The organism is Bacteroides thetaiotaomicron VPI-5482, assembly GCF_000011065.1.
Lineage (GTDB): Bacteria > Bacteroidota > Bacteroidia > Bacteroidales > Bacteroidaceae > Bacteroides > Bacteroides thetaiotaomicron.
Genome location: NC_004663.1, coordinates 671,740 through 695,772 on the forward strand (window position 1 = coordinate 671,740; position 24,033 = coordinate 695,772).

At 45.1% G+C, this 24,033-nt stretch carries 15 protein-coding genes; 6 read left to right on the forward strand and 9 right to left on the reverse strand.

All coding sequences use genetic code 11. The features are described from left to right. Nucleotides 1–32: 32 nt before the first annotated feature. From BT_RS02670 to dapF, 4 genes are all read right to left on the reverse strand, one after another. Nucleotides 33–389 (reverse strand): P-II family nitrogen regulator, encoded by a 357-nt coding sequence (locus tag BT_RS02670; RefSeq protein WP_008763126.1) that lies wholly within the window; start codon nucleotides 387–389, stop codon nucleotides 33–35. Nucleotides 390–540: 151 nt separating this feature from the next. Then, on the reverse strand, nucleotides 541–1,266 hold the full coding sequence (locus tag BT_RS02675; RefSeq protein ID WP_008763127.1) for a hypothetical protein: 726 nt from the start codon (nucleotides 1,264–1,266) through the stop codon (nucleotides 541–543). Between the two features lie 74 nt (nucleotides 1,267–1,340). Next, nucleotides 1,341–2,573: an LL-diaminopimelate aminotransferase gene (locus BT_RS02680; RefSeq protein ID WP_008765060.1), complete on the reverse strand. Its 1,233-nt coding sequence runs from the start codon at nucleotides 2,571–2,573 to the stop codon at nucleotides 1,341–1,343. Nucleotides 2,574–2,630: 57 nt separating this feature from the next. Further along, on the reverse strand, nucleotides 2,631–3,434 hold the full coding sequence (gene dapF / locus BT_RS02685) for a diaminopimelate epimerase (RefSeq protein WP_008765061.1): 804 nt from the start codon (nucleotides 3,432–3,434) through the stop codon (nucleotides 2,631–2,633). Nucleotides 3,435–3,843: 409 nt separating this feature from the next. Between dapF and BT_RS02690 the strand changes: the two genes are divergently transcribed. Next, nucleotides 3,844–4,140 (forward strand): thioredoxin family protein, encoded by a 297-nt coding sequence (locus BT_RS02690; protein WP_008763130.1) that lies wholly within the window; start codon nucleotides 3,844–3,846, stop codon nucleotides 4,138–4,140. A gap of 125 nt (nucleotides 4,141–4,265) precedes the next feature. On the opposite strand, the gene BT_RS02695 is transcribed toward BT_RS02690, so the two are convergent. From BT_RS02695 to gltB, 4 genes are all read right to left on the reverse strand, one after another. Then, on the reverse strand, nucleotides 4,266–5,003 hold the full coding sequence (locus BT_RS02695) for a glycerophosphodiester phosphodiesterase (RefSeq protein WP_011107316.1): 738 nt from the start codon (nucleotides 5,001–5,003) through the stop codon (nucleotides 4,266–4,268). Between the two features lie 223 nt (nucleotides 5,004–5,226). After that, nucleotides 5,227–6,906, reverse strand: coding sequence for an asparagine synthase B (gene asnB, locus BT_RS02700; protein WP_011107317.1), 1,680 nt, complete (start codon nucleotides 6,904–6,906; stop codon nucleotides 5,227–5,229). 206 nt (nucleotides 6,907–7,112) lie between these two features. Then, nucleotides 7,113–8,453, reverse strand: a complete 1,341-nt coding sequence (locus tag BT_RS02705; RefSeq protein WP_008763133.1) for a glutamate synthase subunit beta — start codon at nucleotides 8,451–8,453, stop codon at nucleotides 7,113–7,115. 114 nt (nucleotides 8,454–8,567) lie between these two features. Beyond that, nucleotides 8,568–13,178, reverse strand: a complete 4,611-nt coding sequence (gene gltB, locus BT_RS02710) for a glutamate synthase large subunit (protein ID WP_011107318.1) — start codon at nucleotides 13,176–13,178, stop codon at nucleotides 8,568–8,570. A 362-nt stretch (nucleotides 13,179–13,540) separates the two neighbouring features. Here gltB and glmS point away from each other — a divergent pair, with 362 nt between their 5' ends. The 5 genes from glmS to BT_RS02735 all read left to right on the forward strand — a co-directional run bounded on the left by glmS (nucleotide 13,541) and on the right by BT_RS02735 (nucleotide 23,046). After that, the gene (glmS, locus tag BT_RS02715) at nucleotides 13,541–15,385 is read left to right on the forward strand and encodes a glutamine--fructose-6-phosphate transaminase (isomerizing) (protein ID WP_008765067.1); all 1,845 of its coding nucleotides are present in this window, start codon (nucleotides 13,541–13,543) and stop codon (nucleotides 15,383–15,385) included. A gap of 38 nt (nucleotides 15,386–15,423) precedes the next feature. Next, nucleotides 15,424–17,307, forward strand: coding sequence for an amidophosphoribosyltransferase (locus tag BT_RS02720; protein ID WP_008765068.1), 1,884 nt, complete (start codon nucleotides 15,424–15,426; stop codon nucleotides 17,305–17,307). A 27-nt stretch (nucleotides 17,308–17,334) separates the two neighbouring features. Beyond that, nucleotides 17,335–18,501, forward strand: a complete 1,167-nt coding sequence (gene carA, locus BT_RS02725; protein WP_011107319.1) for a glutamine-hydrolyzing carbamoyl-phosphate synthase small subunit — start codon at nucleotides 17,335–17,337, stop codon at nucleotides 18,499–18,501. A 9-nt stretch (nucleotides 18,502–18,510) separates the two neighbouring features. Then, nucleotides 18,511–21,738, forward strand: a complete 3,228-nt coding sequence (carB, locus tag BT_RS02730; protein WP_011107320.1) for a carbamoyl-phosphate synthase (glutamine-hydrolyzing) large subunit — start codon at nucleotides 18,511–18,513, stop codon at nucleotides 21,736–21,738. A gap of 261 nt (nucleotides 21,739–21,999) precedes the next feature. After that, on the forward strand, nucleotides 22,000–23,046 hold the full coding sequence (locus tag BT_RS02735) for a mannose-1-phosphate guanylyltransferase (protein ID WP_048692555.1): 1,047 nt from the start codon (nucleotides 22,000–22,002) through the stop codon (nucleotides 23,044–23,046). A gap of 3 nt (nucleotides 23,047–23,049) precedes the next feature. Here BT_RS02735 and BT_RS02740 read toward each other — a convergent pair whose 3' ends face one another. Then, nucleotides 23,050–23,943 carry a helix-turn-helix domain-containing protein gene (locus BT_RS02740; protein WP_011107322.1) on the reverse strand — a complete coding sequence of 298 codons (894 nt, stop codon included), beginning with the start codon at nucleotides 23,941–23,943 and terminating at the stop codon, nucleotides 23,050–23,052. Nucleotides 23,944–24,033 lie beyond the last annotated feature (90 nt).

Below are 24,033 nucleotides of genomic sequence, written 5' to 3' on the forward strand. Positions count from 1 at the left end.
AAATCTGGCCCCGGCACCTTGCCGGTTGCCGGTTATCGTTCCTGTTCGGCGTTATAGAGAGCGATGTCGCCACGTTCGGCGGTGCGGATGCGGATGGCGTCCTCGATAGGAATGACGAAAATGCGTCCGTCACCGATCTCTCCGGTTTGTGCGGCTTTGATGATAGCCTGTACGGTCTTTTCTGCATTTTTGTCGCGTACTACAATAGAAACCAGAATACGTTCGATGGTGCTGGTATCATATACCACTCCACGATAGATACGTCCTTGCCGTGCTTTACCGATCCCTCTTACATCGTAGTAAGAGAACCATTCAATGTCCGCTTCGAGCAGAGCGTCTTTCACGTCCTCGAATTTGGTTTTACGGATGATAGCTTCAATCTTTTTCATATACCTTAAATATTAGTGTTGACCTGTAAAAAGAAGAGGTATAGGGAGGTGGCAGCCATCGCAGGTTACCATACAACAAACCGATAAAATCTAAACTCTAACTACCTTCCTGTTCCCTATACGCTCTTTGACTATATAAACTCTCTCTCTCTTAAAAACTTAATCCGAATGTGAAGTAAGCGCCTTCCGTACGTGGATTTACTGATACTTTGGCAAATGCCGGAACCGAGAATGAATCAGTAACCCTGATCTCCTTGACAGCTCCGAGACTGATGTCGGAAACGCAGAACCCACTTGTGTATCCATTATAAAAAGTCGTCTCCCAAGGTACCATTCCTACATCTACTGTCCAGTCAAGTCCTCCAAGGCTGAACGGTGCACTAAGTGCGAGGTAGGAAGAATAAGCCCTTTTCCCGTTTTCTTTAACTCCGTCGGCACCTGCAAAGTTCGTGTACCAGTTGATTGCCAGCGGACCAAAATCATATCCTACCTGTGCCTCAAATACATGAGCGGTTGAATGAGCGCCATATTTGAAATACTTGTTGGTAGGTACCTGAGTGTTGAACCAGTAATCCGTTACCGAGATGCTGAAACCACCGGTTGAATAACCGAGAGTCAAATCGAACTCTTTAGTATCCGATGACTCAAACCCTACCGATCCCCATGCTCCGAGTGAAAGTCCTTTGTAAGAGATTCCTAATGAAGGCTGAATGCTGACTCCGCCTAAATCCTGACCACGCCAGATATAACCACTTACCAAGTCTGCTCCTACGGAGGCTTCTACTTTATCCTGCGCCATCATATTGGATGGCACAAGGCCGATCAGTAATAACGCTGCTGCTATGCCCCTCAATTTTTTGTTAATCGTCGTTTTCATCGTCTTTTTACCTTTAATAGTTAGAAAAATGTGGATGTACGGTCCAGTGTTATATAGTAGCGCGCAAAATACTATCAAAGCCAGTTCTTTATTCTTCTCATTGCTTCCATACAATCATTGTGATCGCCGAATGCTGTCAGTCGGATATATCCCTCACCGCTGGGGCCGAAACCTACACCGGGGGTTCCTACTACATTGGCTTCATACAACATCTGTTCGAAGAATCGCCAGGAAGAGAGCCCGTTCGGGGTTTTCACCCATAAGTATGGAGCATTGACGCCTCCGTATACTTTCAATCCGGTAGCTTCCAGTCCTTCCTTCATGATCTTCGCATTGCTCATATAATAGTTAATCGTTTCTTTAATCTGTGCTTTGCCTTCTGTACTGTAGACGGCTTCCGCTGCACGTTGTGTGATGTACGAAGTGCCGTTGAATTTAGTGCACTGGCGGCGGTTCCATAATTTGTTGAGTGGAATCCGGTCGCCTTCCAGTGTGGCAGCTGTCAGTTCTTTCGGGACTACGGTATATCCGCAACGTACTCCGGTGAAACCGGCTGTCTTTGAGAAACTGCGGAACTCAATAGCACATTTCTTGGCTCCTTTGATTTCGTATATGGAGTGGGGGACATCCGCATCCTGAATATAGGCTTCGTATGCGGCATCGAACAAAATCAGTGTATCATTTGCCAATGCATAGTCTACCCACTTTTTTAGTTCCGGTTTGGTCAGTGTCGTCCCTGTCGGATTGTTCGGGTAGCAGAGGTAAACAATGTCTATCCGTTTGTCGGGAATCTCCGGAATGAAGTCATTCTCACTTGTACAAGGCATATAAGTCACATTGCTCCATTTGCCTGTTCCTTCTTCCAGCACTCCGGCACGTCCGCACATGACGTTACTGTCAATATATACCGGGTAAATAGGGTCTGTTACACCGACACTATTGTCGTGGCGAAGGATATCGCCGATATTTCCGGTATCACTTTTGGCTCCGTCGTTGACGAATATTTCTGATGGTGAGAAATGAATGCCACGTGGAGCGAAATCATTCTTTATAATAGCTTCAATCAAAAAATCGTACCCCTGCTCAGGACCATATCCGCGAAATGTATCTTTACTTGCCAGCTCTTCCACTGCTTTGTGCATAGCCTCGATACATGCTTTGGGAAGCGGCTGAGTGACATCTCCGATACCTAACCGAATAATATCCTGCTTCGGATGCGTTATTTTGAATGTATTTACCTTCTTCGCTATATCCGAGAACAAATAGCTCCCCGGTAATTTCAAAAAATGTTCGTTTACTAATGCCATATTGTTATTGTTTTAAGTTTCTGCAAAACCTGTTACCTATTACCTAATACTTATTACCTATCCCTCCATCTCCCCATCAAAAACTTTAGTTGCCGGTCCTGTCATTAATATGTGTCCCGTTGCTTCTTCCCACTCGATGGTGACGGTTCCCCCATCCATTATTATATCACATTTTCTTCCTGCCAATCCATGGAGAACAGCGGCTACAGCCGTGGCACAAGCGCCTGTTCCACAGGCCTGGGTGATTCCTGAACCTCTTTCCCAAACTCTCATCCGAATGGTGTCTTTACCTACGATCTGAGCAAACTCTACATTTGTCCTGTCCGGAAAGAGATGATAATTTTCTAACTGCGGACCAATTTCCGGCAGATTGATTTGGGTAATATCTTCTACAAAAGTTACCAGATGCGGGTTTCCCATTGATACCCGGGTAGACTGAAAAGGAAATTGATCGCCGAAATCTACCGCTTCCGTTTCCAGAGGACTACCCATATCTACAGTGACTGCCGTCACCTTTCCTCCTTCTACATGTAATTTCAGAACCTTAATGCCCGAACGGGTGTCAAGCGTGATTTCCTTTTTGGCAGTTAATCCGTATTCGTATACATACTTGCCTACACAACGGCTTCCATTGCCACACATCATTGCTTCCGAACCATCTGCATTAAATATACGCATACTGAAATCTGCTTTGTCAGAACTGCCAATCAATATAAGTCCGTCACTTCCAATTCCCGTATGAAACTTGCTCCATTCGATTGCTTTCTTTTCAGGGGCTGCTATCGGATATCGGGTAGTATCTACATATATGTAGTCATTACCTGCTCCATGCATTTTTGTGAACTTAATCTTGGTTGTCATTTTGTTCTTTATTAATTGGTTGTTGTATCCTTTTGTTTTATTACAATGCAAAGATATGACTTTTTGATTTAACTTTTGATGAAAAGATGTCTAATCTCTATTTATTTTATACGATCTTACAATCGCGGGAAATAAAGCCATGTTTTGTTATAAATTGAAATTATGCATACCTTTATATTAATAAACTGTTATTTGCTTGATTTGTTTTGCATATCCTTCCATAATATATGAAGAATATTTGGGGTAAATCAGTCCTTGTATTCGATCTAAAATGTGAATTTTCGCTTTTACAATAGGTCGATATGCTAGTGATTTTCGCTTTTATATATCATATTGCTTGTTTGCAGTTTTGCAGAACCTTTTTGTTATAGCATTGTTTAGTCACTAATAAATATAATAATGTAGCAATATGGATATAGAGAAACAATTGGAAGTTGCGGCGCAGAGCGATCATTTGGTATTGATTGTGTTTTATGCCGACTGGTCACCTCATTATGAATGGATAGGGCCTGTGCTCCGTACTTATGAACGGAGAGTCATTGAATTGATTAACGTGAATATCGAGGAAAATAAAACTGTAGCCGATTCTCATAATATAGATACGGTGCCTGCGTTCCTTCTGTTGCATAAAGGACATGAATTGTGGAGGCAGGTAGGAGAGTTGACCATAGGAGAGTTGAAAGAGGTATTGGAAGATTTTAAATAAGTCCTGTTTGAATTTTATGTAAGAAGCACCATTATACAGCAAATAAATATGTATAATGGTGCTTCTTGTATCTATCGAATATTTGCAAAAAGTTTCTGTCGGCTTTTTACATTTTCTGAGAGTAACTATTTTAGTATTTCCTGTGCCACAGTCGGCTCGTTGGTCGTAATGAAATCCACCTTTTGGTCTATGAGCCACTTCATGTCTTCTGCTTTATCTACAGTCCATACATTGACTTTCAGTCCGAGATCATGGGCTTCTTTGATCCATTCGGGATGTTTCTTGATTACTCCCATGTGATAGTCGAGTCCGGCTGCACCGAGGTCTTTCAGCTCTTTGGGAGATAGCTCGCCGTTGAGATAGAATACCGGAGTTCCGGCAGGTGCCAGGCGGATAAACTCTTTCATGGCGTGCAGTGAGAAAGTGATATATTCCATACGGTTTTCCAGTCCCAGCTTTGTTACCAAGGCAAGAATTTCCTGTACGGCTTTCGTTTCACGCTTTTTGCTGTTAAGTGCTTTTAGTTCCAATATAAGTTTGGTATTGCATTTTTTACCGGCTTCCAGATACTGTTCCAGGCTGGGCAGGTTCTCTCCGTTCGATAGTTTCAATCCTGTAAGAGCGTCACCTTTGGAATACTCCATGTATTTCATCTTATAGACAGGGTCATGATTGATAACCAGTTTATTGTCTTTGGTAAGCCATACATCAAATTCGGAGCCATAGCAATGGATAGAATCGGCTTTTTGAAGTGCTGTGATACTATTTTGCGCAGAACCTGCTGTTTTCCAGTAGCCACGATGGGCGATAACTTGCGACTTTTGCGCTTGGGCACTAGCTACTGAAATGATAAGGGCAACCATTAGAATAATTCTTTTTATCTTCATTGATAGTACATTTAAAAAGTTTATGAGTCCAAAATTATAAAAAATAAAACACAGATCAGCCTGTTATTATGCTAATCTGCGTTAATTGACAGCTTTTTATGCATAGAAGTCTATACTTTTTATTCCTGACTTTACAAACTGATGAATATATATTCAAAGATATGAGTTTATTTCAGACATCTAAAATTTTTCAACAAATTTATTTTACCTCTTCGGCATAGGCTTCTTCATGCACTCCTCTCACTGCTCTGCCGCTTGGTTCATTCAGGTTACGGAAAGCTACATCCCATGCCAGCGCTTCTGCTGTAGAGCAGGCCACACTTGGTACGCTTGGTACGCTGCGGGCTGCGCTTTCACTCGGAAAATGCTCTTCAAAGATACTCCGGTAGTAATATTCTTCCTTGTTGAGCGGAGTGTTAATCGGGAAACGTTCGGCAGCGTGTTCCATCTGTTCATCACTGACGGCAGCCGCTGTAATCTCTCTTAAGGTATCAATCCACGAATATCCCACACCATCACTGAACTGCTCTTTTTGTCTCCATGCTACGCTTTCCGGTAGCATATCGGCAAAAGCTTCACGTACAATTCGTTTCTCAATCTCCTTTCCGGGGCACATTTTAGCTTTTGGATTCAACGCCATCGCTACATCCAGAAATTCCTTGTCCAGAAATGGGACACGTCCCTCTACACCCCAGGCTGATAAACTCTTATTGGCACGAAGGCAATCATACATATGCAGTTTTGATAACTTACGTACCGTTTCCTCATGGAAATCTTTCGGAGTGGGAGCTTTGTGAAAGTAAAGATAACCGCCGAAAACTTCATCGGCACCTTCACCACTCAATACCATTTTGATCCCCATCGATTTGATCACACGTGCCAGTAAATACATGGGAGTGGAGGCACGTACCGTAGTCACATCATACGTCTCGATAAAATAGATAACATCCCGAATAGCATCCAGCCCTTCCTGAACCGTATAATTGATTTCATGATGAACCGTACCGATATATTCTGCCACTTCACGTGCCTTTATCAAATCGGGCGCCCCCTTCAGACCGATGGCAAAAGAATGTAGTTGAGGCCACCAGGCGTCACTTGCTCCGTCTGTTTCAATACGTTTTGCTGCATATTTTTTGGCGATAGCTGAAATCACAGAACTGTCCAGACCACCTGAAAGAAGTACTCCATAGGGAACGTCACTCATCAGCTGGCGATGAACGGCATCTTCCAATGCTTCTTTTACATCACTGACTTTGGCATCATTGTCTTTTACAGACTCATAGTCTGTCCATTCGCGTGTATACCAACGCTTCATTTTGCCTTCTTTACTGTAAAAGTAATGTCCCGGAAGAAATGGTTCGTACTCATTACAGAATCCTTCGAGTGCTTTCAGTTCACTGCCGAAGTAGATTTTGCCATCCTTGTCTTTTCCTATATATAAAGGTATGACTCCGATAGGATCACGTGCAATGAGGAACTCGTCTTTTTCTTCATCATAAAGTACAAAGGCGAAAATTCCGCTGATCTCTTCCAGAAAGTGGATGCCTTTATCTTTATAAAGGGCAAGAATCACTTCACAGTCGCTTCCGGTCTGAAAATCATATTGTCCGGCATAGCGGGCGCGGATATCCCGATGGTTGTAGATTTCACCGTTCACGGCGAGCGCTTGTTTCCGGTCGGGGGAGTATAAGGGCTGTCCTCCGCTTTGCGGGTCAACTATCGAGAGGCGTTCGTGTGCCAGAATGGCGCTTCCACCTACGTAGATACCGCTCCAGTCCGGTCCGCGATGACGGATTTTCTGTGCCATTTTCAGTGCTTTGTCTCTTAGCTCTTTGGTTTGAGTTTTTATGTTGAGTATACCTGCTATTCCACACATAACTTTGAGTATTTGGAAGTTAATATAATTTGTTGATTCTCTGTTTTTTAAAAGTCGGTTCGTTACTATTTATTCGTTTTCCCTGGCTTTTCCTTTCGTTTGACCTGGGTCATCTTTTAGTTCAACCTAGGTTGTTGTTTCGTTCAACCTAGGTCAAACGAATAAATAATAGTCTATAAACTTCATGGTGTTCCTTGCTGTAAGGGTTACTTCACCAAATAGTGATCTATGTCCGCAGCAGCCTTTCGTCCTCCTGCCATCGCCCGTACTACGAGGCTTGCTCCGGTAGCTGCATCTCCGGCAAGGAATACGTTTTCTGCAAATTTCGGTTGTTCCGGTTTCAGGAATCCCATGGCCAGCAGCACCATATCTGCTTCGATTACTTCTTTCTTCCCTGTGAGGTTCATGGTCGGACGTCCGCCATCTGTTGCCGGTGTCCATTCTACTTCTTCCACCTCGACGCCGGTTACTTTACCGTTCTTACCCAAAAACTGATTGGAAGTCAGGCACCAGCGACGGGTACAACCTTCTTCATGGCTGGAGGTCGTTTTGAAAACTACCGGCCATTGCGGCCAGGGCGTAGAAGGATTGTGGCCGACGGGAGGTTTGGGCATAATTTCAATTTGCGTGACGCTGGTTGCTCCCTGTCGTACACTGGTTCCGATACAGTCCGAACCGGTGTCTCCACCGCCGATCACAAGCACTTTTTTGCCTTTGGCATTCACCAGTTTGTCTTTGGGGAAAGTTTGTCCTTCCAGAATCCTGTTCTGTTGCGCCAGCATTTCCAGTGCGAAATGGATTCCTTTCAACTCCCGTCCCGGAATGCTTAAATCACGGGCAGTCGGTGTACCCGTGCAAATGCAATATGCATCGAATCCTTCCGGCAAATGGTTAACGTCTATTTCTACTCCCATTTCAAACTGAATACCTTCTGCGGCAAGTATTTTCATGCGGCGGTCGATTACGTTTTTGTCCAGTTTGAAGTTTGGAATACCGAAACGTAATAATCCTCCCGCAGCTTCATCTTTATCGAATAACGTTACGGTGTATCCTTTTAGATTCAGTTGGTTGGCAACTACCAATCCGGCCGGACCGGCACCGACAACTGCTACTTTTTTGCCGTTTCTTTGGGGATGCTGCACCTGTATATATCCTTCACGGAAGGCGGCTTCTACAATGGCAGCTTCATTTTCACGGATAGTCACCGGTTGGTCACAGGATAGTTTCAGTACACAGGATTTCTCACAGAGGGCAGGGCAGATACGTCCTGTAAATTCCGGAAAGTCGCAAGTGGATGACAGCACTTCATACGCTTCTTTCCATTTTCCTTTGAATAAAGCGTCCTGCCATTCCGGCTGTTTATTGCCTATTGGACAAGCCCAGTGACAAAAAGGTACTCCGCAATCCATACACCGTGATGCCTGTAATTTACGGCTGTTCGTATTCAATGTTTGTTCTACCTGACTATAGTCAGTGATGCGCTCGCTAACGGGGCGGTATCCCGCCTCTTGCCGAGGTATATTTAAAAAAGCTTTAGGATCTCCCATCTTGTTAAGTAATAAGTATTAGGTAATAGGTATTAAGCAATAAGTATTAACTATATGGATTAAAGATGTTTGAAGCTACGGTTAATACCTAATACTTAATACCTAATACTTGAATTAATAGTCTCTTTGCATATCTGCTATTTTTTGCTGTAACTTTCTCATCTGCTCTTCCTGTAGTACTTTTTTGTATTCAATAGGTACTATCTGGATAAACTGATCTACGTAATGGTTCCAGTCATCGAGCATGGTACGTGCCAGTTTCGAACCGGTGTACAGGTAGTGCTGACGAATCAGTTCGTGCAGTTCTTTGCGGTAACCGGCTTCTTCGATCAGTGACAGTTCAACCATTTCCATGTTGCAGAAGTAGTCAAAATTGCCGTCTTTGTTCCATACGTAAGCCACACCGCCACTCATACCGGCGGCAAAATTTCGTCCGGTTTGCCCCAGAACCACTACACGGCCTCCGGTCATATATTCGCAACAGTGGTCGCCTACACCTTCCACTACGGCAACAGCTCCTGAGTTGCGCACGGCAAAACGTTCGCCTACGCGGCCATTGATATAAACTTCACCGCTGGTTGCACCATAGAGCAGGGTGTTGCCTGCAATCGTGTTCTTTTCGGCTTCGAAGTTGCTGCGGATAGGCGGTAATACGGCAATGCGTCCGCCACTCAATCCTTTACCCAGATAATCATTCGCTTCACCTTCCAGCTTGAAATTGACTCCCGGTACGAGGAAGGCACCGAACGACTGTCCCGCAGAGCCTTTGAATTTCACATTCAAGGTATGTTCCGGCAGTCCCTTTTCTCCGTGTTTTTTGGCAATGACACCGGAGAGCATGGCACCTGTCGCACGGTCCGTATTGGCAATTGTGTATTCCAATGAAACTTCTTTTTCGTGTTCTATCGCTTCTTGGGCAGCATCAATGATTGCCACATCCTTCACTGTAGAAATACCATGATCCTGATCGATGACGTGACGGATGGCTGCACTGTTATCCACGCGTGCCAGTAGCTTGGTGAAGTCAATCAGAGCGTGCTTCGGATTCGGATCGTTTTCGTCGGATTTGCGTTCAATCAAGTCCGTGCGTCCGATAATATCATCCATTTTGGTGAATCCCATTTCCGCCAGATATTCACGGACTTCCTGTGCCAGGAAGGTGAAAAAGTTGATAAGATATTCGCTGCGCCCATGAAAGCGTTTGCGTAATTCCTCATTCTGCGTGGCTACTCCTACCGGACAAGTATTCTGGTGACATTTGCGCATCATCACACATCCCAGCACGATCAGGGCGGAAGTGGCAAAACCATATTCTTCGGCGCCCATTAATGCCATTATGATAATGTCGCGTCCGGTTTTCAATTGGCCATCGGCTTGTAGGACGACTTGTCCCCGCAGACCGTTCAGAACCAAGGTTTGCTGTGTCTCGCTCAGTCCCAGTTCCGGAGAAATGCCGGCGTAACGGATGGATGAAGCGGGAGAGGCTCCCGTACCACCCTCGGCACCGGAGATGACAATCAAATCCGCTTTTGCTTTTGCCACGCCTGCGGCAATGGTACCTACGCCACTTTCTGCTACCAGTTTGACACTGATTTTGGCTTGTGGATTAACGTTTTTCAAGTCAAATATCAATTGCGCCAAATCCTCAATCGAATAAATATCATGATGGGGAGGAGGAGAGATCAGTGAGATTCCCGGAATGGAATGGCGTGTTTTGGCTATGACGTCGTTCACTTTGAATCCCGGAAGCTGTCCGCCTTCCCCTGGTTTAGCTCCCTGCGCTATTTTTATTTGTATCTCATCGGCATTCACCAGATATTCGGCGGTGACCCCGAAGCGTCCGGAAGCTACCTGTTTGATGGCACTTCGCATGGAAGTACCGTCCGGCAGCGGGTGGAAGCGGGAAGCATCTTCGCCACCTTCACCCGTGTTGCTGCGTCCGTGAATGGTATTCATGGCAATCGCCATTGCTTCATGAGCTTCCTTGCTGATAGATCCGAAAGACATGGCACCCGTCACAAAACGACGGAGAATATTCTCTATCGGTTCTACCTGTTCGATGGATATAGGATTGCGACGGAATCCTAAGAAGTCACGCAGGAAAATAGGTTTCTCCTTATTGTCTACCAAATGAGTGAACTCTTTGAATTTCTTGTAGCTGCCCAAGCGGGTGGCAAGTTGCAATGTACTGATGGTTTCCGGGTTCCACGCATGTTTCTCTCCGTCCTTTCGGAAGGCATACAGTCCGTTGTTCTTTAATAATGGAAAATTGAAAGTTGAAAATTGAGAGTTGCCGTGCGGTGCTTCATTTTCCATTTTCAATTCTCCATTTTCCATTCCTTCAACTCCTTCATCGTGGAAAGCGATTGCGTCTCTTGCCACTTCCTCCAGGCGGATACCTCCGATGGGGGAACCGAGTCCGCCGAAATAAGCCTTGCTCAACTCTTCGCTGAGTCCGACAGCTTCGAAAATCTTTGCACCGCGATAAGAGCGGATAGTGGAAATCCCCATCTTACTCATGATTTTGAACAGACCTTTGCAGATAGATTTGATATAGTTTTTCTCAGCGGTAGCATAGTCCAGTTGAATATCTTTCTCTTTTACCAGCTTGTCGAGGATGGCAAATGCCATATACGGGTTCAGTGCACTGGCTCCAAAACCGAGTAGTAAAGCGGCGTGCATTACTTCACGCATTTCTCCGCTCTCTACAATCAATGCTGTCTGCACACGTTTGCCGACAGATATCAGATGGTGATGCACGGCACTTACTGCCAGTAATGAAGGGATAACGGCATGAGTTGCATCCACGTCACGGTCGGTCAGTACAATGTAGTTTGCTCCGTCCGTAACTGATTCCTCCGCCATTTTGCAAAGGTTGTTCAGTGATTCCTGTAATCCGGCTTTCCCTTTGGATACTTCAAACAGCATCGGTAGTTTTACAGTCTTAAAGCCCTTGTAGCGGATATTGCAAAGAATATCCAGCTGTGTATTGCTTAAAATCGGATGATTCAGACGTACCATTTTACAATGACTCTCGCTGGGAGTCAGGATATTCATGCCTACCGCTCCGATATATTCCGTCAAAGACATTACCAGTTCTTCGCGTAGCGGGTCGATCGGCGGATTCGTAACCTGTGCGAATTGTTGGCGGAAATAGTTGTAGAGTAGCTGTGGTTTATCGGAAAGTACAGCCAGTGGCGTATCATTACCCATTGAGTGGATGGGTTCGGCACCCGCGCTCGCCATTGGCATAATCAGCCGTTCGATATCTTCTTTTGAATAGCCGAAAGTACGGAGCATCCGGTCATAGTTTTCTACGTGATGAGGCACTTTACGACCGCTTTTCAGTTCATCCAGTTCGATACGGTTAGTCGATAGCCATGTACGGTAAGGCTTCGCTTCGGCCAGTTGTTTCTTCAATTCGCCGTCATAGTAGATTTCTCCTTTCTCTGTATCGATCAATAGAATCTTGCCCGGTTGCAGGCGCCCTTTTTCCTTGATATCTCCCGGTTCAAAGTCCATTACGCCCACTTCGGATGCCACTACCATCGTATCGTTTTTAGTGATCAGATAGCGGGCAGGGCGCAGGCCGTTACGGTCGAGCATACCACCTGCAAATCGTCCGTCGCTGAAAAGCAAGGCTGCCGGTCCGTCCCAAGGTTCCATCAGGATAGAATGGTATTCATAGAATGCTTTCAGGTCTTCACTGATCGGATTCTTCTCGTTGAAAGATTCCGGTACGAGCATAGCCATTGCATGAGGCAGACTTAATCCTGACATGACCAGAAATTCCAGCACATTGTCCAGAGAAGCACTGTCGCTCATACCCGGCTGTATGATCGGGCGTATTTCTTTGATATCTCCCAGCATAGGAGTGGAGAGTACGCTTTCACGGGCTTCCATCCATCCGCGGTTGCCACGAATGGTATTGATTTCACCGTTGTGCGCCAGCAGGCGGAAAGGTTGTGCCAGTCCCCATGTCGGAAAAGTGTTGGTGCTGAAACGGGAGTGTACCAGAGCCAAGCCGCTGGTGAAGTAGCTATTCGTCAGATCAGGATAGTAGTTGCGTAGCTGCAATGACGAGAGCATACCTTTATATATAATACTTTTGGTCGAGAGCGAAACGACATAAAAATCGTTTCTCGTCGGAATAGCTGACAATCTGACTTTATTCTCTATCCGTTTGCGAATCAGATACAGTTTGCGGTCGGCGGTTTCCGTTTCCGTAAAACCGGTAATAAAGACCTGCTTGATATCCGGTTCGTTAGCCAGAGCCGCTTCACCTAGAATTTCCGGACAGGTGGGTACATTGCGCAGATGCATCAATGTAAGTCCCTCTTTTTCTATTTCTTCAATAATGATACTAAAAATAGCTGCCTGATCTTTCTCGTTTTTCGGTAGAAAAAGCAGACCGGTGCCGTACCGTCCCTTTTCGGGTACGGGGATGCCTTGCAGTAAAATAAACTCATGTGGAATCTGTAACATAATACCTGCACCGTCGCCGGTTTTGTTATCCGCCCCCTCAGCGCCACGGTGACGCATATTCTCTAATACCTTTAAAGCCGACTCAACAATGTCATGTGACTTTTCTCCGTGAATGTTCACCAGCATACCAACCCCGCAGGCATCGTGTTCATATGCCGCGTCATACAAGCCCATTTGTCCAGGCTGTCGTTGGTAGGGGAATTTTCCTGTTGCGTTGTTAAAAAGTTCTTGTTTCTTCATTCTTTCTAGCTTTATTGTATGATAATACCTATTTGATGTATCAAATTGTTCGGCAAAATTAAGAATTTAATTTCATAATGATAGAGTATTGTTTGTTTTGTGTGACACAAAATAAGAACCTCTTTCTTTATTCTTTTAATTTGTAATCAAAATGCTCTGATTTGCTTATAATTTATCAGTCTGTCCGGTTTTATTTTATCCTGATTGTAATTTGTTTCTTTTTGAGCTTAAAATAATATATTATTTAACGTTTTGATGTGTTTACAACTTTTTTATGTGCTTATGTCAAATAAATATTGAAAAAGTTATCTTTGTGTCATTTGGAATGTGTATATTTGCACCCGAAATAAAAATATCATAATATGTGTGGAATAGTAGGCTATATTGGTAAAAGAAAAGCCTACCCCATCCTTATTAAAGGGCTGAAGCGACTGGAGTATCGTGGATATGACAGTGCAGGGGTAGCATTGATCAGTGATAACCAACAGTTAAATGTGTACAAGACGAAAGGGAAAGTCTCCGAACTTGAAAATTTCGTCACACAAAAAGATATTTCCGGTACAGTCGGAATTGCCCATACCCGTTGGGCTACTCACGGGGAACCTTGTTCCGTTAATGCTCATCCTCATTACTCTTCTTCCGAAAAACTCGCTCTCATTCATAACGGTATCATTGAAAATTACGCCGTTCTCAAAGAAAAACTCCAAGCCAAAGGCTACGTCTTTAAAAGTAGTACCGATACCGAGGTGCTCGTTCAATTAATCGAATATATGAAAGTTACCAATCGGGTCGATCTGCTTACTGCCGTTCAGTTGGCTTTGAATGAAGTGATTGGTGCTTATGCGATTGCGATTCTTGATAAAGAGCATCCGGAAGAAATCATTGCGGCCCGCAAAAGCAGTCCGCTGGTGGTAGGTATTGGTGAAGATGAGTTTTTCCTTGCTTCGGATGCCACACCGATTGTAGAATATACAGATAAGGTGGTATACCTCGAAGATGGTGAGATAGCGGTGATCAATCGGGGAAAAGAGCTGAAGGTAGTCGACCTTAGTAATGTGGAAATGACTCCCGAAGTGAAAAAAGTAGAATTGAAGCTTGGCCAGCTGGAAAAAGGAGGTTATCCGCATTTCATGTTGAAGGAGATTTTTGAGCAGCCGGACTGTATTCACGATTGTATGCGTGGACGTATCAATGTGGAAGCCAATAACGTGGTGCTTTCGGCAGTAATAGACTATAAAGAAAAGTTGCTGAACGCCAAACGCTTTATTATTGTGGCTTGCGGTACTTCGTGGCATGCGGGATTGATCGGGAAGCATCTGATTGAAAGTTTTTGCCGTATTCCGGTAGAAGTGGAGTATGCCTCCGAATTTCGTTACCGTGATCCGGTGATCGATGAGCACGATGTGGTGATTGCCATTTCTCAAAGTGGAGAAACGGCGGATACGCTGGCGGCAGTGGAACTGGCAAAAAGTCGGGGTGCATTTATATATGGTATCTGTAATGCGATTGGTTCCTCCATCCCCCGCGCTACGCATACGGGGTCGTACATCCACGTCGGACCGGAAATCGGAGTGGCATCGACCAAAGCATTTACCGGACAGGTGACTGTGCTGACCATGCTGGCATTGACTCTCGCCCGGGAGAAAGGTACGATAGACGAGACACAATACCTGAACATTGTACGGGAATTGAATAGCATTCCCGGCAAAATGAAGGAAGTATTGAAACTGAATGATAAGCTGGCGGAACTGTCGAAAACTTTCACCTATGCGCATAACTTTATTTACCTCGGACGCGGATATAGTTATCCGGTTGCTTTGGAAGGTGCATTGAAATTGAAAGAAATATCGTATATTCACGCCGAAGGTTATCCGGCTGCCGAAATGAAGCACGGACCGATAGCCCTGATTGATGCCGAAATGCCGGTAGTAGTCATTGCTACCCAAAACGGGTTGTATGAGAAAGTACTTAGCAATATTCAGGAAATCAAGGCACGAAAAGGAAAGGTGATTGCATTTGTAACCAAGGGCGATACGGTGATCAGTAAAATAGCCGATTGCAGTATCGAACTTCCGGAAACAATCGAGTGCCTTGATCCGTTAATTACTACGGTACCTCTCCAGTTGCTTGCTTATCATATTGCGGTATGTAAGGGGATGGATGTAGACCAACCTAGAAATTTGGCTAAGTCGGTAACAGTCGAGTAGTTTAAAATGTAAATAGTCAAATAGTAAGAGATAGATTAATGGAACAATTGAAACATGAATGTGGCGTTGCCATGATACGCCTGCTCCAACCCCTGGAGTATTACGAGAAAAAGTACGGAACATGGATGTACGGTCTCAACAAGCTCTATCTGTTGATGGAGAAACAGCATAACCGGGGGCAGGAAGGGGCAGGACTGGCATGCGTGAAGCTGGAAGCAAATCCGGGTGAGGAATATATGTTTCGCGAACGCGCGTTAGGTTCCGGTGCCATCACCGAAATCTTCGAAGCTGTACAGAGTAACTTCAAGGACCTCACTCCCGAACAGTTGCATGATGCGGCATTTGCCAAACGTACTTTGCCCTTTGCGGGTGAAGTATATATGGGGCATCTGCGTTATTCTACTACCGGAAAATCCGGAATCTCGTACGTACATCCGTTTTTAAGAAGAAACAACTGGCGTGCTAAAAATCTGGCTCTCTGCGGAAACTTCAATATGACGAATGTAGATGAAATCTTTGCCCGCATCACCGCTATCGGTCAGCATCCACGTAAGTATGCCGATACCTATATCATGTTGGAACAGGTGGGGCATCGTCTTGACCGTGAAGTGGAACGCCTCTTCAACCTTGCTGAAGCCGAAGGACTGACAGGGATGGGAGTCACCCATTATATAGAAGAACATATCGAACTGGCCAACGTATTGCGTACTTCCAGCCGTGAGTGGGATGGGGGATATGTGATCTGCGGTCTCACCGGAAGCGGCGAATCTTTTGCTATCCGTGATCCGTGGGGTATTCGTCCCGCTTTCTGGTATCAGGATGATGAAATAGCCGTACTGGCTTCTGAGCGTCCGGTGATTCAGACTGCTTTGAATGTTCCCGTAGAAAAAATCAAGGAACTGCAACCCGGGCAGGCATTGCTGATCAGCAAAGAAGGCAGACTGCGGACTTCACAAATCAACAGGCCTCGCGAGCGGCACGCCTGCTCGTTCGAACGTATTTACTTCTCCCGTGGCAGCGATGTAGATATCTATAAAGAACGGAAACTCTTGGGAGAAAAACTGGTTCCGAATATTCTGAAAGCCATTAATAACGACTTGGACCATACTGTATTTTCCTTTATCCCGAATACGGCCGAAGTTGCCTTCTACGGAATGTTGCAAGGGCTGGATGACTATCTGAATGAAGAGAAAGTACGGCAGATTGCGGCATTGGGGCATCATCCCAATATGGAAGAGCTGGAGGTCATTCTTTCCCGCCGTATCCGCAGTGAAAAAGTTGCCATCAAAGATATTAAGCTCCGTACATTCATTGCCGAGGGAAACAGTCGGAATGACTTGGCTGCCCACGTATATGACATCACGTACGGAAGTCTGGTTTCCGGTGTCGACAATCTCGTGATTATCGACGATAGCATTGTGCGTGGTACTACCTTGAAGCAAAGTATCATCGGCATTCTCGACCGTCTTGGTCCGAAGAAGATCGTGATTGTATCTTCTTCTCCACAAGTTCGTTATCCGGACTATTACGGCATCGATATGGCGAAGATGAGCGAATTTATCGCTTTCAAAGCTGCCATCGAGCTTCTGAAAGAGCGGGATATGAAGGATGTGATTGCTGCCGCCTACCGGAAATCGAAAGATCAGGTAGGATTGCCGAAAGAACAAATGGTGAATTACGTGAAGGATATCTATGCGCCGTTCACCGATGAAGAAATATCTGCCAAGATGGTAGAACTCCTGACACCGAAGGGAACGAAAGCGAAAGTGGAAATCGTCTACCAACCGTTGGAAGGACTCCATGAAGCCTGTCCGAACCATCAGGGAGACTGGTACTTCAGTGGAAACTATCCCACACCGGGTGGTGTGAAAATGGTGAATCAGGCATTTATCAACTACATTGAGCAGATGTATCAATTCTAACAACCATACAACGATTCAAAAATAAGAATGAGAAATGTGACATTAATCCTTGACGACGGGAGCCGGTTTTCCGGTAAGTCGTTTGGCTACGAGAAGCCGGTGGCGGGCGAAGTAGTTTTCAACACCGCCATGACCGGATATCCGGAGAGCCTTACTGACCCTTCCTACGCCGGACAGTTGATGACTCTTACCTATCCTTTGGTGGGTAATTACGGAGTTCCTCCTTTTACCATCGAACCCAACGGACTCGCCACTTTCATGGAAAGTGAAAAGATTCATGCCGAAGCGATTATCGTAAGTGACTACTCTTCTGAGTACAGCCACTGGAACGCAGTGGAAAGCCTCGGCGACTGGCTGAAACGTGAGAAAGTACCGGGCATCACAGGCATCGATACGCGCGAACTGACCAAAATACTTCGTGAACACGGAGTCATGATGGGACGTATCGTCTTCGACGATGAAATTGTCGGGGAAATTGACAATGGACAATTGACAATGGACAATTACGCTGCCGTTAATTACGTAGACCGTGTTTCCTGCAAAGAAATAATCTCCTATCTCCCTGATGGAACCTCCCAATGTTTTCCTCTTAGCACTTCTATTGCGCAACTTAACTCTCAACTTTTAACTTTCAATTCTCAACTTAAAAAAGTTGTTTTGGTGGATTGTGGTGTAAAAACCAATATTATCCGTTGCTTGTTGAGGCGTGGTGTAGAAGTGATCCGTGTACCTTGGGATTATGATTTTAACGGACTCGAATTTGACGGGCTGTTTATCTCCAACGGCCCGGGTGACCCGGATACCTGCGACGCAGCTGTGCAGAATATCCGCAAGGCAATGGCGAACGAGAAACTTCCCATCTTTGGAATTTGCATGGGCAACCAGTTGCTCTCGAAAGCCGGAGGGGCAAAGATTTACAAACTTAAATATGGACACCGTAGCCACAACCAGCCGGTACGCATGGTGGGTACGGAACGTTGTTTTATTACTTCGCAGAATCATGGTTATGCGGTAGACAATAATACGCTGGGGGCAGATTGGGAACCGCTGTTCATCAATATGAATGATGGTTCTAACGAAGGAATCAAACACAAGAAAAATCCTTGGTTCTCTGCACAGTTCCATCCCGAAGCTGCAAGTGGTCCTACGGATACGGAATTCCTGTTCGATGAATTTGTAAACCTGCTTAAATAACCGACTATCATGAAAGAAAATATAAAGAAAGTATTGCTGCTGGGTTCCGGTGCCTTGAAAATCGGTGAAGCCGGTGAGTTTGACTATTCCGGTTCGCAGGCACTCAAAGCCTTGAAAGAAGAAGGGATTGAAACCATTCTTATCAATCCGAATATTGCTACCGTACAGACATCCGAAGGAGTGGCAGATCAAATTTACTTCCTTCCGGTCACTCCGTATTTTGTAGAGAAAGTAATCCAGAAAGAAAAGCCGGAAGGTATTATGCTGGCATTCGGCGGACAGACCGCGCTGAATTGTGGAGTTGCTTTATATAAAGAAGGAATCCTTGAAAAGTATAATGTAAAAGTACTCGGTACTCCCGTACAAGCCATTATGGATACGGAAGACCGTGAACTCTTTGTACAGAAACTGAACGAAATCAATGTCAAGACCATTAAAAGTGAAGCTGTAGAAAATGCGGAAGATGCCCGTCGTGCAGCGAAGGAATTGGGATATCCGGTCATTGTCCGTGCGGCTTATGCGCTGGGTGGCTTGGGCTCCGGTTTCTGTGACAATGAAGAGCAACTGGATGTACTGGTAGAAAAAGCCTTTTCTTTTTCTCCGCAAGTGTTGGTGGAAAAATCGCTTCGGGGGTGGAAAGAAGTCGAATACGAAGTCGTCCGCGACCGCTTCGACAACTGTATTACAGTTTGTAATATGGAGAACTTTGACCCACTGGGGATTCATACCGGTGAGTCTATCGTTATTGCTCCGTCTCAAACACTGACCAACAGTGAATATCATAAACTTCGTGAACTGGCTATCCGTATTATCCGCCACATCGGTATTGTCGGCGAATGTAATGTACAGTATGCTTTCGACCCCGAATCGGAAGATTATCGCGTCATCGAAGTAAATGCCCGTCTTTCCCGTTCCTCGGCCCTGGCCTCTAAGGCAACCGGATATCCGTTGGCATTCGTGGCTGCCAAACTGGGACTCGGCTACGGACTCTTCGACTTGAAGAACTCGGTGACAAAGACTACTTCTGCTTTCTTCGAACCGGCTTTGGACTATGTGGTATGTAAGATTCCACGTTGGGACTTGGGAAAATTCCATGGTGTAGACAAGGAACTGGGTTCTTCCATGAAGTCGGTAGGTGAAGTGATGGCAATCGGACGTACTTTTGAAGAAGCTATTCAGAAGGGCCTCCGTATGATCGGACAGGGAATGCACGGATTCGTGGAAAACAAAGAACTAGTAATCCCTGATATTGACAAAGCACTCCGCGAACCGACCGATAAACGTATTTTTGTGATCTCAAAAGCCTTCCGTGCAGGATACACCATCGATCAGGTGCATGAACTGACGAAGATTGACAAATGGTTCCTTCAGAAGTTGATGAATATAATGAAGACTTCGGAAGAAATGCACGAATGGGGAAATAATCATAAACAGATTGCCGATCTGCCTGTGGAACTGCTTCGCAAGGCTAAAGTTCAGGGCTTTTCCGATTTCCAGATTGCCCGTGCTATCGGTTATGAAGGTGATATGGAAAATGGAAGCCTGTATGTCCGCAAGTATCGTAAGGCTGCCGGTATCCTTCCGGTGGTAAAACAGATCGATACACTGGCTGCCGAATATCCGGCGCAGACCAATTATCTGTATCTGACCTATAGCGGAGTGGCAAACGATGTACATTATCTGGGTGACCATAAATCCATTGTCGTATTGGGTTCCGGTGCCTACCGTATCGGTTCTTCTGTAGAGTTTGACTGGTGCGGTGTGCAGGCTCTGAATACCATTCGCAAGGAAGGTTGGCGCAGTGTTATGATCAACTATAATCCGGAAACGGTATCTACAGACTATGACATGTGCGACCGTCTCTACTTTGATGAACTGACATTCGAACGGGTAATGGATATTCTTGAGCTGGAAAATCCGCATGGTGTCATCGTATCTACCGGTGGTCAGATTCCGAATAATCTTGCTTTGCGTCTGGATGCCCAGAACATTCACATACTGGGAACAAGTGCTCAGAGCATCGACAATGCTGAAGACCGTGAAAAGTTCTCAGCAATGCTCGACCGTATTGGCGTGGATCAACCACGCTGGCGTGAGTTGACATCGCTGGAGGATATCAATGAGTTTGTCGATGAAGTTGGTTTCCCGGTTCTTGTTCGTCCGTCTTATGTGCTTTCGGGTGCTGCGATGAATGTCTGCTCCAATCAGGAAGAGCTTGAACGCTTCCTGAAACTGGCTGCCAATGTATCAAAGAAGCATCCGGTGGTAGTAAGCCAGTTTATCGAACATGCGAAGGAGGTAGAAATGGATGCTGTGGCGCAGAATGGCGAAATCATAGCCTATGCAATCAGCGAACATATTGAGTTTGCCGGTGTACACTCCGGTGATGCCACTATTCAGTTTCCGCCTCAGAAGTTGTATGTGGAAACTGTCCGTCGCATCAAACGCATCAGCCGTGAGATTGCCAAGGCATTGAATATTTCCGGTCCGTTCAACATCCAATACCTGGCAAAAGATAATGATATTAAGGTAATCGAATGTAATCTGCGTGCCAGCCGTTCTTTCCCGTTTGTCAGCAAAGTGCTGAAGATAAACTTCATTGAGCTGGCAACCAAAGTGATGCTGGGTCTTCCTGTGGAGAAACCGGAAAAGAATCTCTTTGAACTGGACTATGTGGGAATTAAGGCTTCGCAGTTCTCTTTCAACCGTTTGCAGAAAGCTGACCCTGTATTGGGAGTGGATATGGCTTCTACAGGTGAGGTCGGCTGTATCGGAAGTGACACTTCCTGTGCCGTACTGAAAGCCATGCTGTCTGTCGGCTACCGTATTCCTAAAAAGAACATCCTGCTTTCTACGGGTACAATGAAGCAGAAGGCTGATATGATGGATGCAGCACGTATGTTGGTAAACAAGGGATACAAACTCTTTGCAACCGGCGGTACTCATAAAACCTTTGCTGAGAACGGCATTGAAAGTACGCTTGTCTACTGGCCGAGTGAAGAAGGACATCCGCAGGCATTGGAAATGCTTCATAATAAGGAAATTGACATGGTAGTCAATATCCCGAAGAACCTGACTGCCGGAGAACTGGACAATGGATATAAAATCCGTCGCGCGGCTATCGACCTGAACGTGCCGTTGATAACGAACGCCCGTCTGGCAAGTGCATTTATCAATGCTTTCTGTACGATGACCGTTGATGATATTGCCATCAAGAGCTGGGAAGAGTATAAGTAAGAAATAATAAATTGTTGTATAATAAGTTGGAAAAGTCGTTCCCGTGCATTCGGGGGCGGCTTTTTTTTATGAATTTCTGTTTTTGGGATGGTGTCACTATAAGCATGGGATAGTGTCACTATCCTGTCAGTATGCTTACACTATCCTTCCTGTATAGTGTCACTATCTTTTTTTAATGTCTATAAGTTGCATGATTGGACAAATTGGTGTAAATTGCGCAATTATTTCACAAATATTCTAAAACAGGGGAGTAATATGAGCATGGATAATCATATCGTAATTATGGCTGGTGGCATTGGTAGTCGTTTTTGGCCGATGAGTACACCGGAATGTCCCAAGCAATTTATTGATGTAATGGGATGCGGGCGTACGTTGATTCAACTGACTGCTGATCGTTTTGATGGCGTCTGTCCACGGGAAAATGTGTGGGTAGTGACGTCCGAGAAATATATTGATATCGTCCGGGAGCAATTGCCGGAGATTCCTGAAAGCAATATCCTTGCAGAGCCTTGTGCACGAAACACTGCTCCCTGCATCGCCTATGCTTGCTGGAAAATCAAGAAAAAACATCCGAACGCCAATGTGGTGGTGACTCCGTCGGATGCATTGGTTATCAATACAGGTGAATTCCGCCGGGTAGTAGAGAAAGCACTTCGTTTTACTGACAACAGCAGTGCTATCGTAACGCTGGGTATCAAACCGACTCGCCCGGAAACCGGATATGGATATATTGCTGCCGGAGATCAGATCATGACTGATAAAGAGATTTTTACGGTAGATGCATTCAAGGAAAAACCGGACAGGGAGACTGCCGACAGATATCTGGCCGAGGGTAACTACTTCTGGAATGCAGGAATTTTTGTTTGGAATGTGCGTACTATCACTTCCGTGATGCGTGTATATGCTCCGGGCATAGCGCAAATCTTCGATCGTATTTTCCCCGATTTCTATACGGAGAAGGAAAATGAAACGATTAAAAAGCTGTTCCCTACCTGCGAAGCTATTTCCATAGACTATGCCGTAATGGAAAAAGCACAGGAAATCTATGTACTTCCGGCTTCTTTCGGTTGGTCGGACTTGGGGACCTGGGGAGCGCTCCGCGGACTGTTGCCACAAGATAAATCCGGAAATGCTACGGTAGGGGCCGATGTCCGTTTGTACGAAAGCAAGAACTGCATCGTACATACCAGTGAAGAGAAACGGGTCGTTATTCAGGGTCTGGATGGATATATCATTGCTGAGAAAGATAATACACTGTTGATTTGTAAACTGGATGAAGAACAGCGGATAAAGGAGTTTTCAAAGTAATCCTTAATTCTTTTGATATTCCTGAGGCGTCATTCCGGTCATTCGTTTGAAAAACTTGCTGAAGAAAGACGGATTGGGAAAGTTTAATTCATCTGATATCTGATAAACAAGGCGGTTGCTATGTTTTAGCAATACTTTAGCCTCTAGTATAATGGACTGGTTTATCCAGTCCATTACTGTTTGCTGGCTGGTTTGCCGGATTACAGTGTTCAGATAACGGGGAGTGAGACAAAGTTTATTCGCATAGAAACTGACATTCCGCTCTGTCTTGCTATAGGTGTTGACCAAAGAAATGAGGCGCTGAAAAATGTCGTTTTGATGGGTTAATGGACTGAGTTCGGCCTGCCCTTTGCTTTTGGCTATATACTCTATATTATATAGTAATCCTACCAGTAAATGCTGAATGACCTCTTTTCTGAATACAGGTTCTTGCAATACACTCCACATGACCGTCACAAAATTCTCTATCTGTATTTGTTCTTCGGTAGACAGTGGAAACAGGAGATTTTTCTTTTGTTGGAGGAAATGGGTGAAGAATTCTTCCTTTCCGGATATCGGCAGAAAGTTCAGGTCTACTGCCATCATGTGAGCATCAAAATCGTGAGATACTTCTATGATTTGTATGATAGAGTTGGGAGCTATCAGGGATATATGGTCGGGCAGGAAAATATATTCGATCAGATTGATTAAAACACGTGCCGAGCCATTAGTGACAATAGCAATACGGCCTTCCTGTAGCCGGTACGGTTGTCCGACACTGAAGATAGTCGTTTCCATTTTAGAGAAACTTGTCACAAATCCGAATTCGGCATTGATGAAGCGAAATTCGTTGTGACGTACTATATTTATATCCTTCAACAGTTGGAGGCCTAATTCCATCGGTTTCTTCTGTTCCATTTTCTCAGTTCTTTTCCGGCAAAGATAAGAAATAGCCCTTGAATCTTCTCTTTTTTTAGGATGAATCGAACTATTGGGACATATTTTCCA

Bases quoted from the DNA above. Each gene is read 5' to 3' on its own strand.
- asnB (WP_011107317.1), bottom strand. From the start codon at position 6,906: ATGTGTGGAATAGCAGGTATACTCAACATAAAAACTCAAACCAAAGAG.
- BT_RS02735 (WP_048692555.1), top strand. From the start codon at position 22,000: ATGGATAATCATATCGTAATTATGGCTGGTGGCATTGGTAGTCGTTTT.
- BT_RS02705 (WP_008763133.1), bottom strand. From the start codon at position 8,453: ATGGGAGATCCTAAAGCTTTTTTAAATATACCTCGGCAAGAGGCGGGA.
- BT_RS02680 (WP_008765060.1), bottom strand. From the start codon at position 2,573: ATGGCATTAGTAAACGAACATTTTTTGAAATTACCGGGGAGCTATTTG.
- gltB (WP_011107318.1), bottom strand. From the start codon at position 13,178: ATGAAGAAACAAGAACTTTTTAACAACGCAACAGGAAAATTCCCCTAC.
- carA (WP_011107319.1), top strand. From the start codon at position 17,335: ATGAGAAATGTGACATTAATCCTTGACGACGGGAGCCGGTTTTCCGGT.
- glmS (WP_008765067.1), top strand. From the start codon at position 13,541: ATGTGTGGAATAGTAGGCTATATTGGTAAAAGAAAAGCCTACCCCATC.
- BT_RS02690 (WP_008763130.1), top strand. From the start codon at position 3,844: ATGGATATAGAGAAACAATTGGAAGTTGCGGCGCAGAGCGATCATTTG.
- carB (WP_011107320.1), top strand. From the start codon at position 18,511: ATGAAAGAAAATATAAAGAAAGTATTGCTGCTGGGTTCCGGTGCCTTG.
- dapF (WP_008765061.1), bottom strand. From the start codon at position 3,434: ATGACAACCAAGATTAAGTTCACAAAAATGCATGGAGCAGGTAATGAC.
- BT_RS02720 (WP_008765068.1), top strand. From the start codon at position 15,424: ATGGAACAATTGAAACATGAATGTGGCGTTGCCATGATACGCCTGCTC.
- BT_RS02670 (WP_008763126.1), bottom strand. From the start codon at position 389: ATGAAAAAGATTGAAGCTATCATCCGTAAAACCAAATTCGAGGACGTG.
- BT_RS02675 (WP_008763127.1), bottom strand. From the start codon at position 1,266: ATGAAAACGACGATTAACAAAAAATTGAGGGGCATAGCAGCAGCGTTA.
- BT_RS02695 (WP_011107316.1), bottom strand. From the start codon at position 5,003: ATGGTTGCCCTTATCATTTCAGTAGCTAGTGCCCAAGCGCAAAAGTCG.
- BT_RS02740 (WP_011107322.1), bottom strand. From the start codon at position 23,943: ATGGAACAGAAGAAACCGATGGAATTAGGCCTCCAACTGTTGAAGGAT.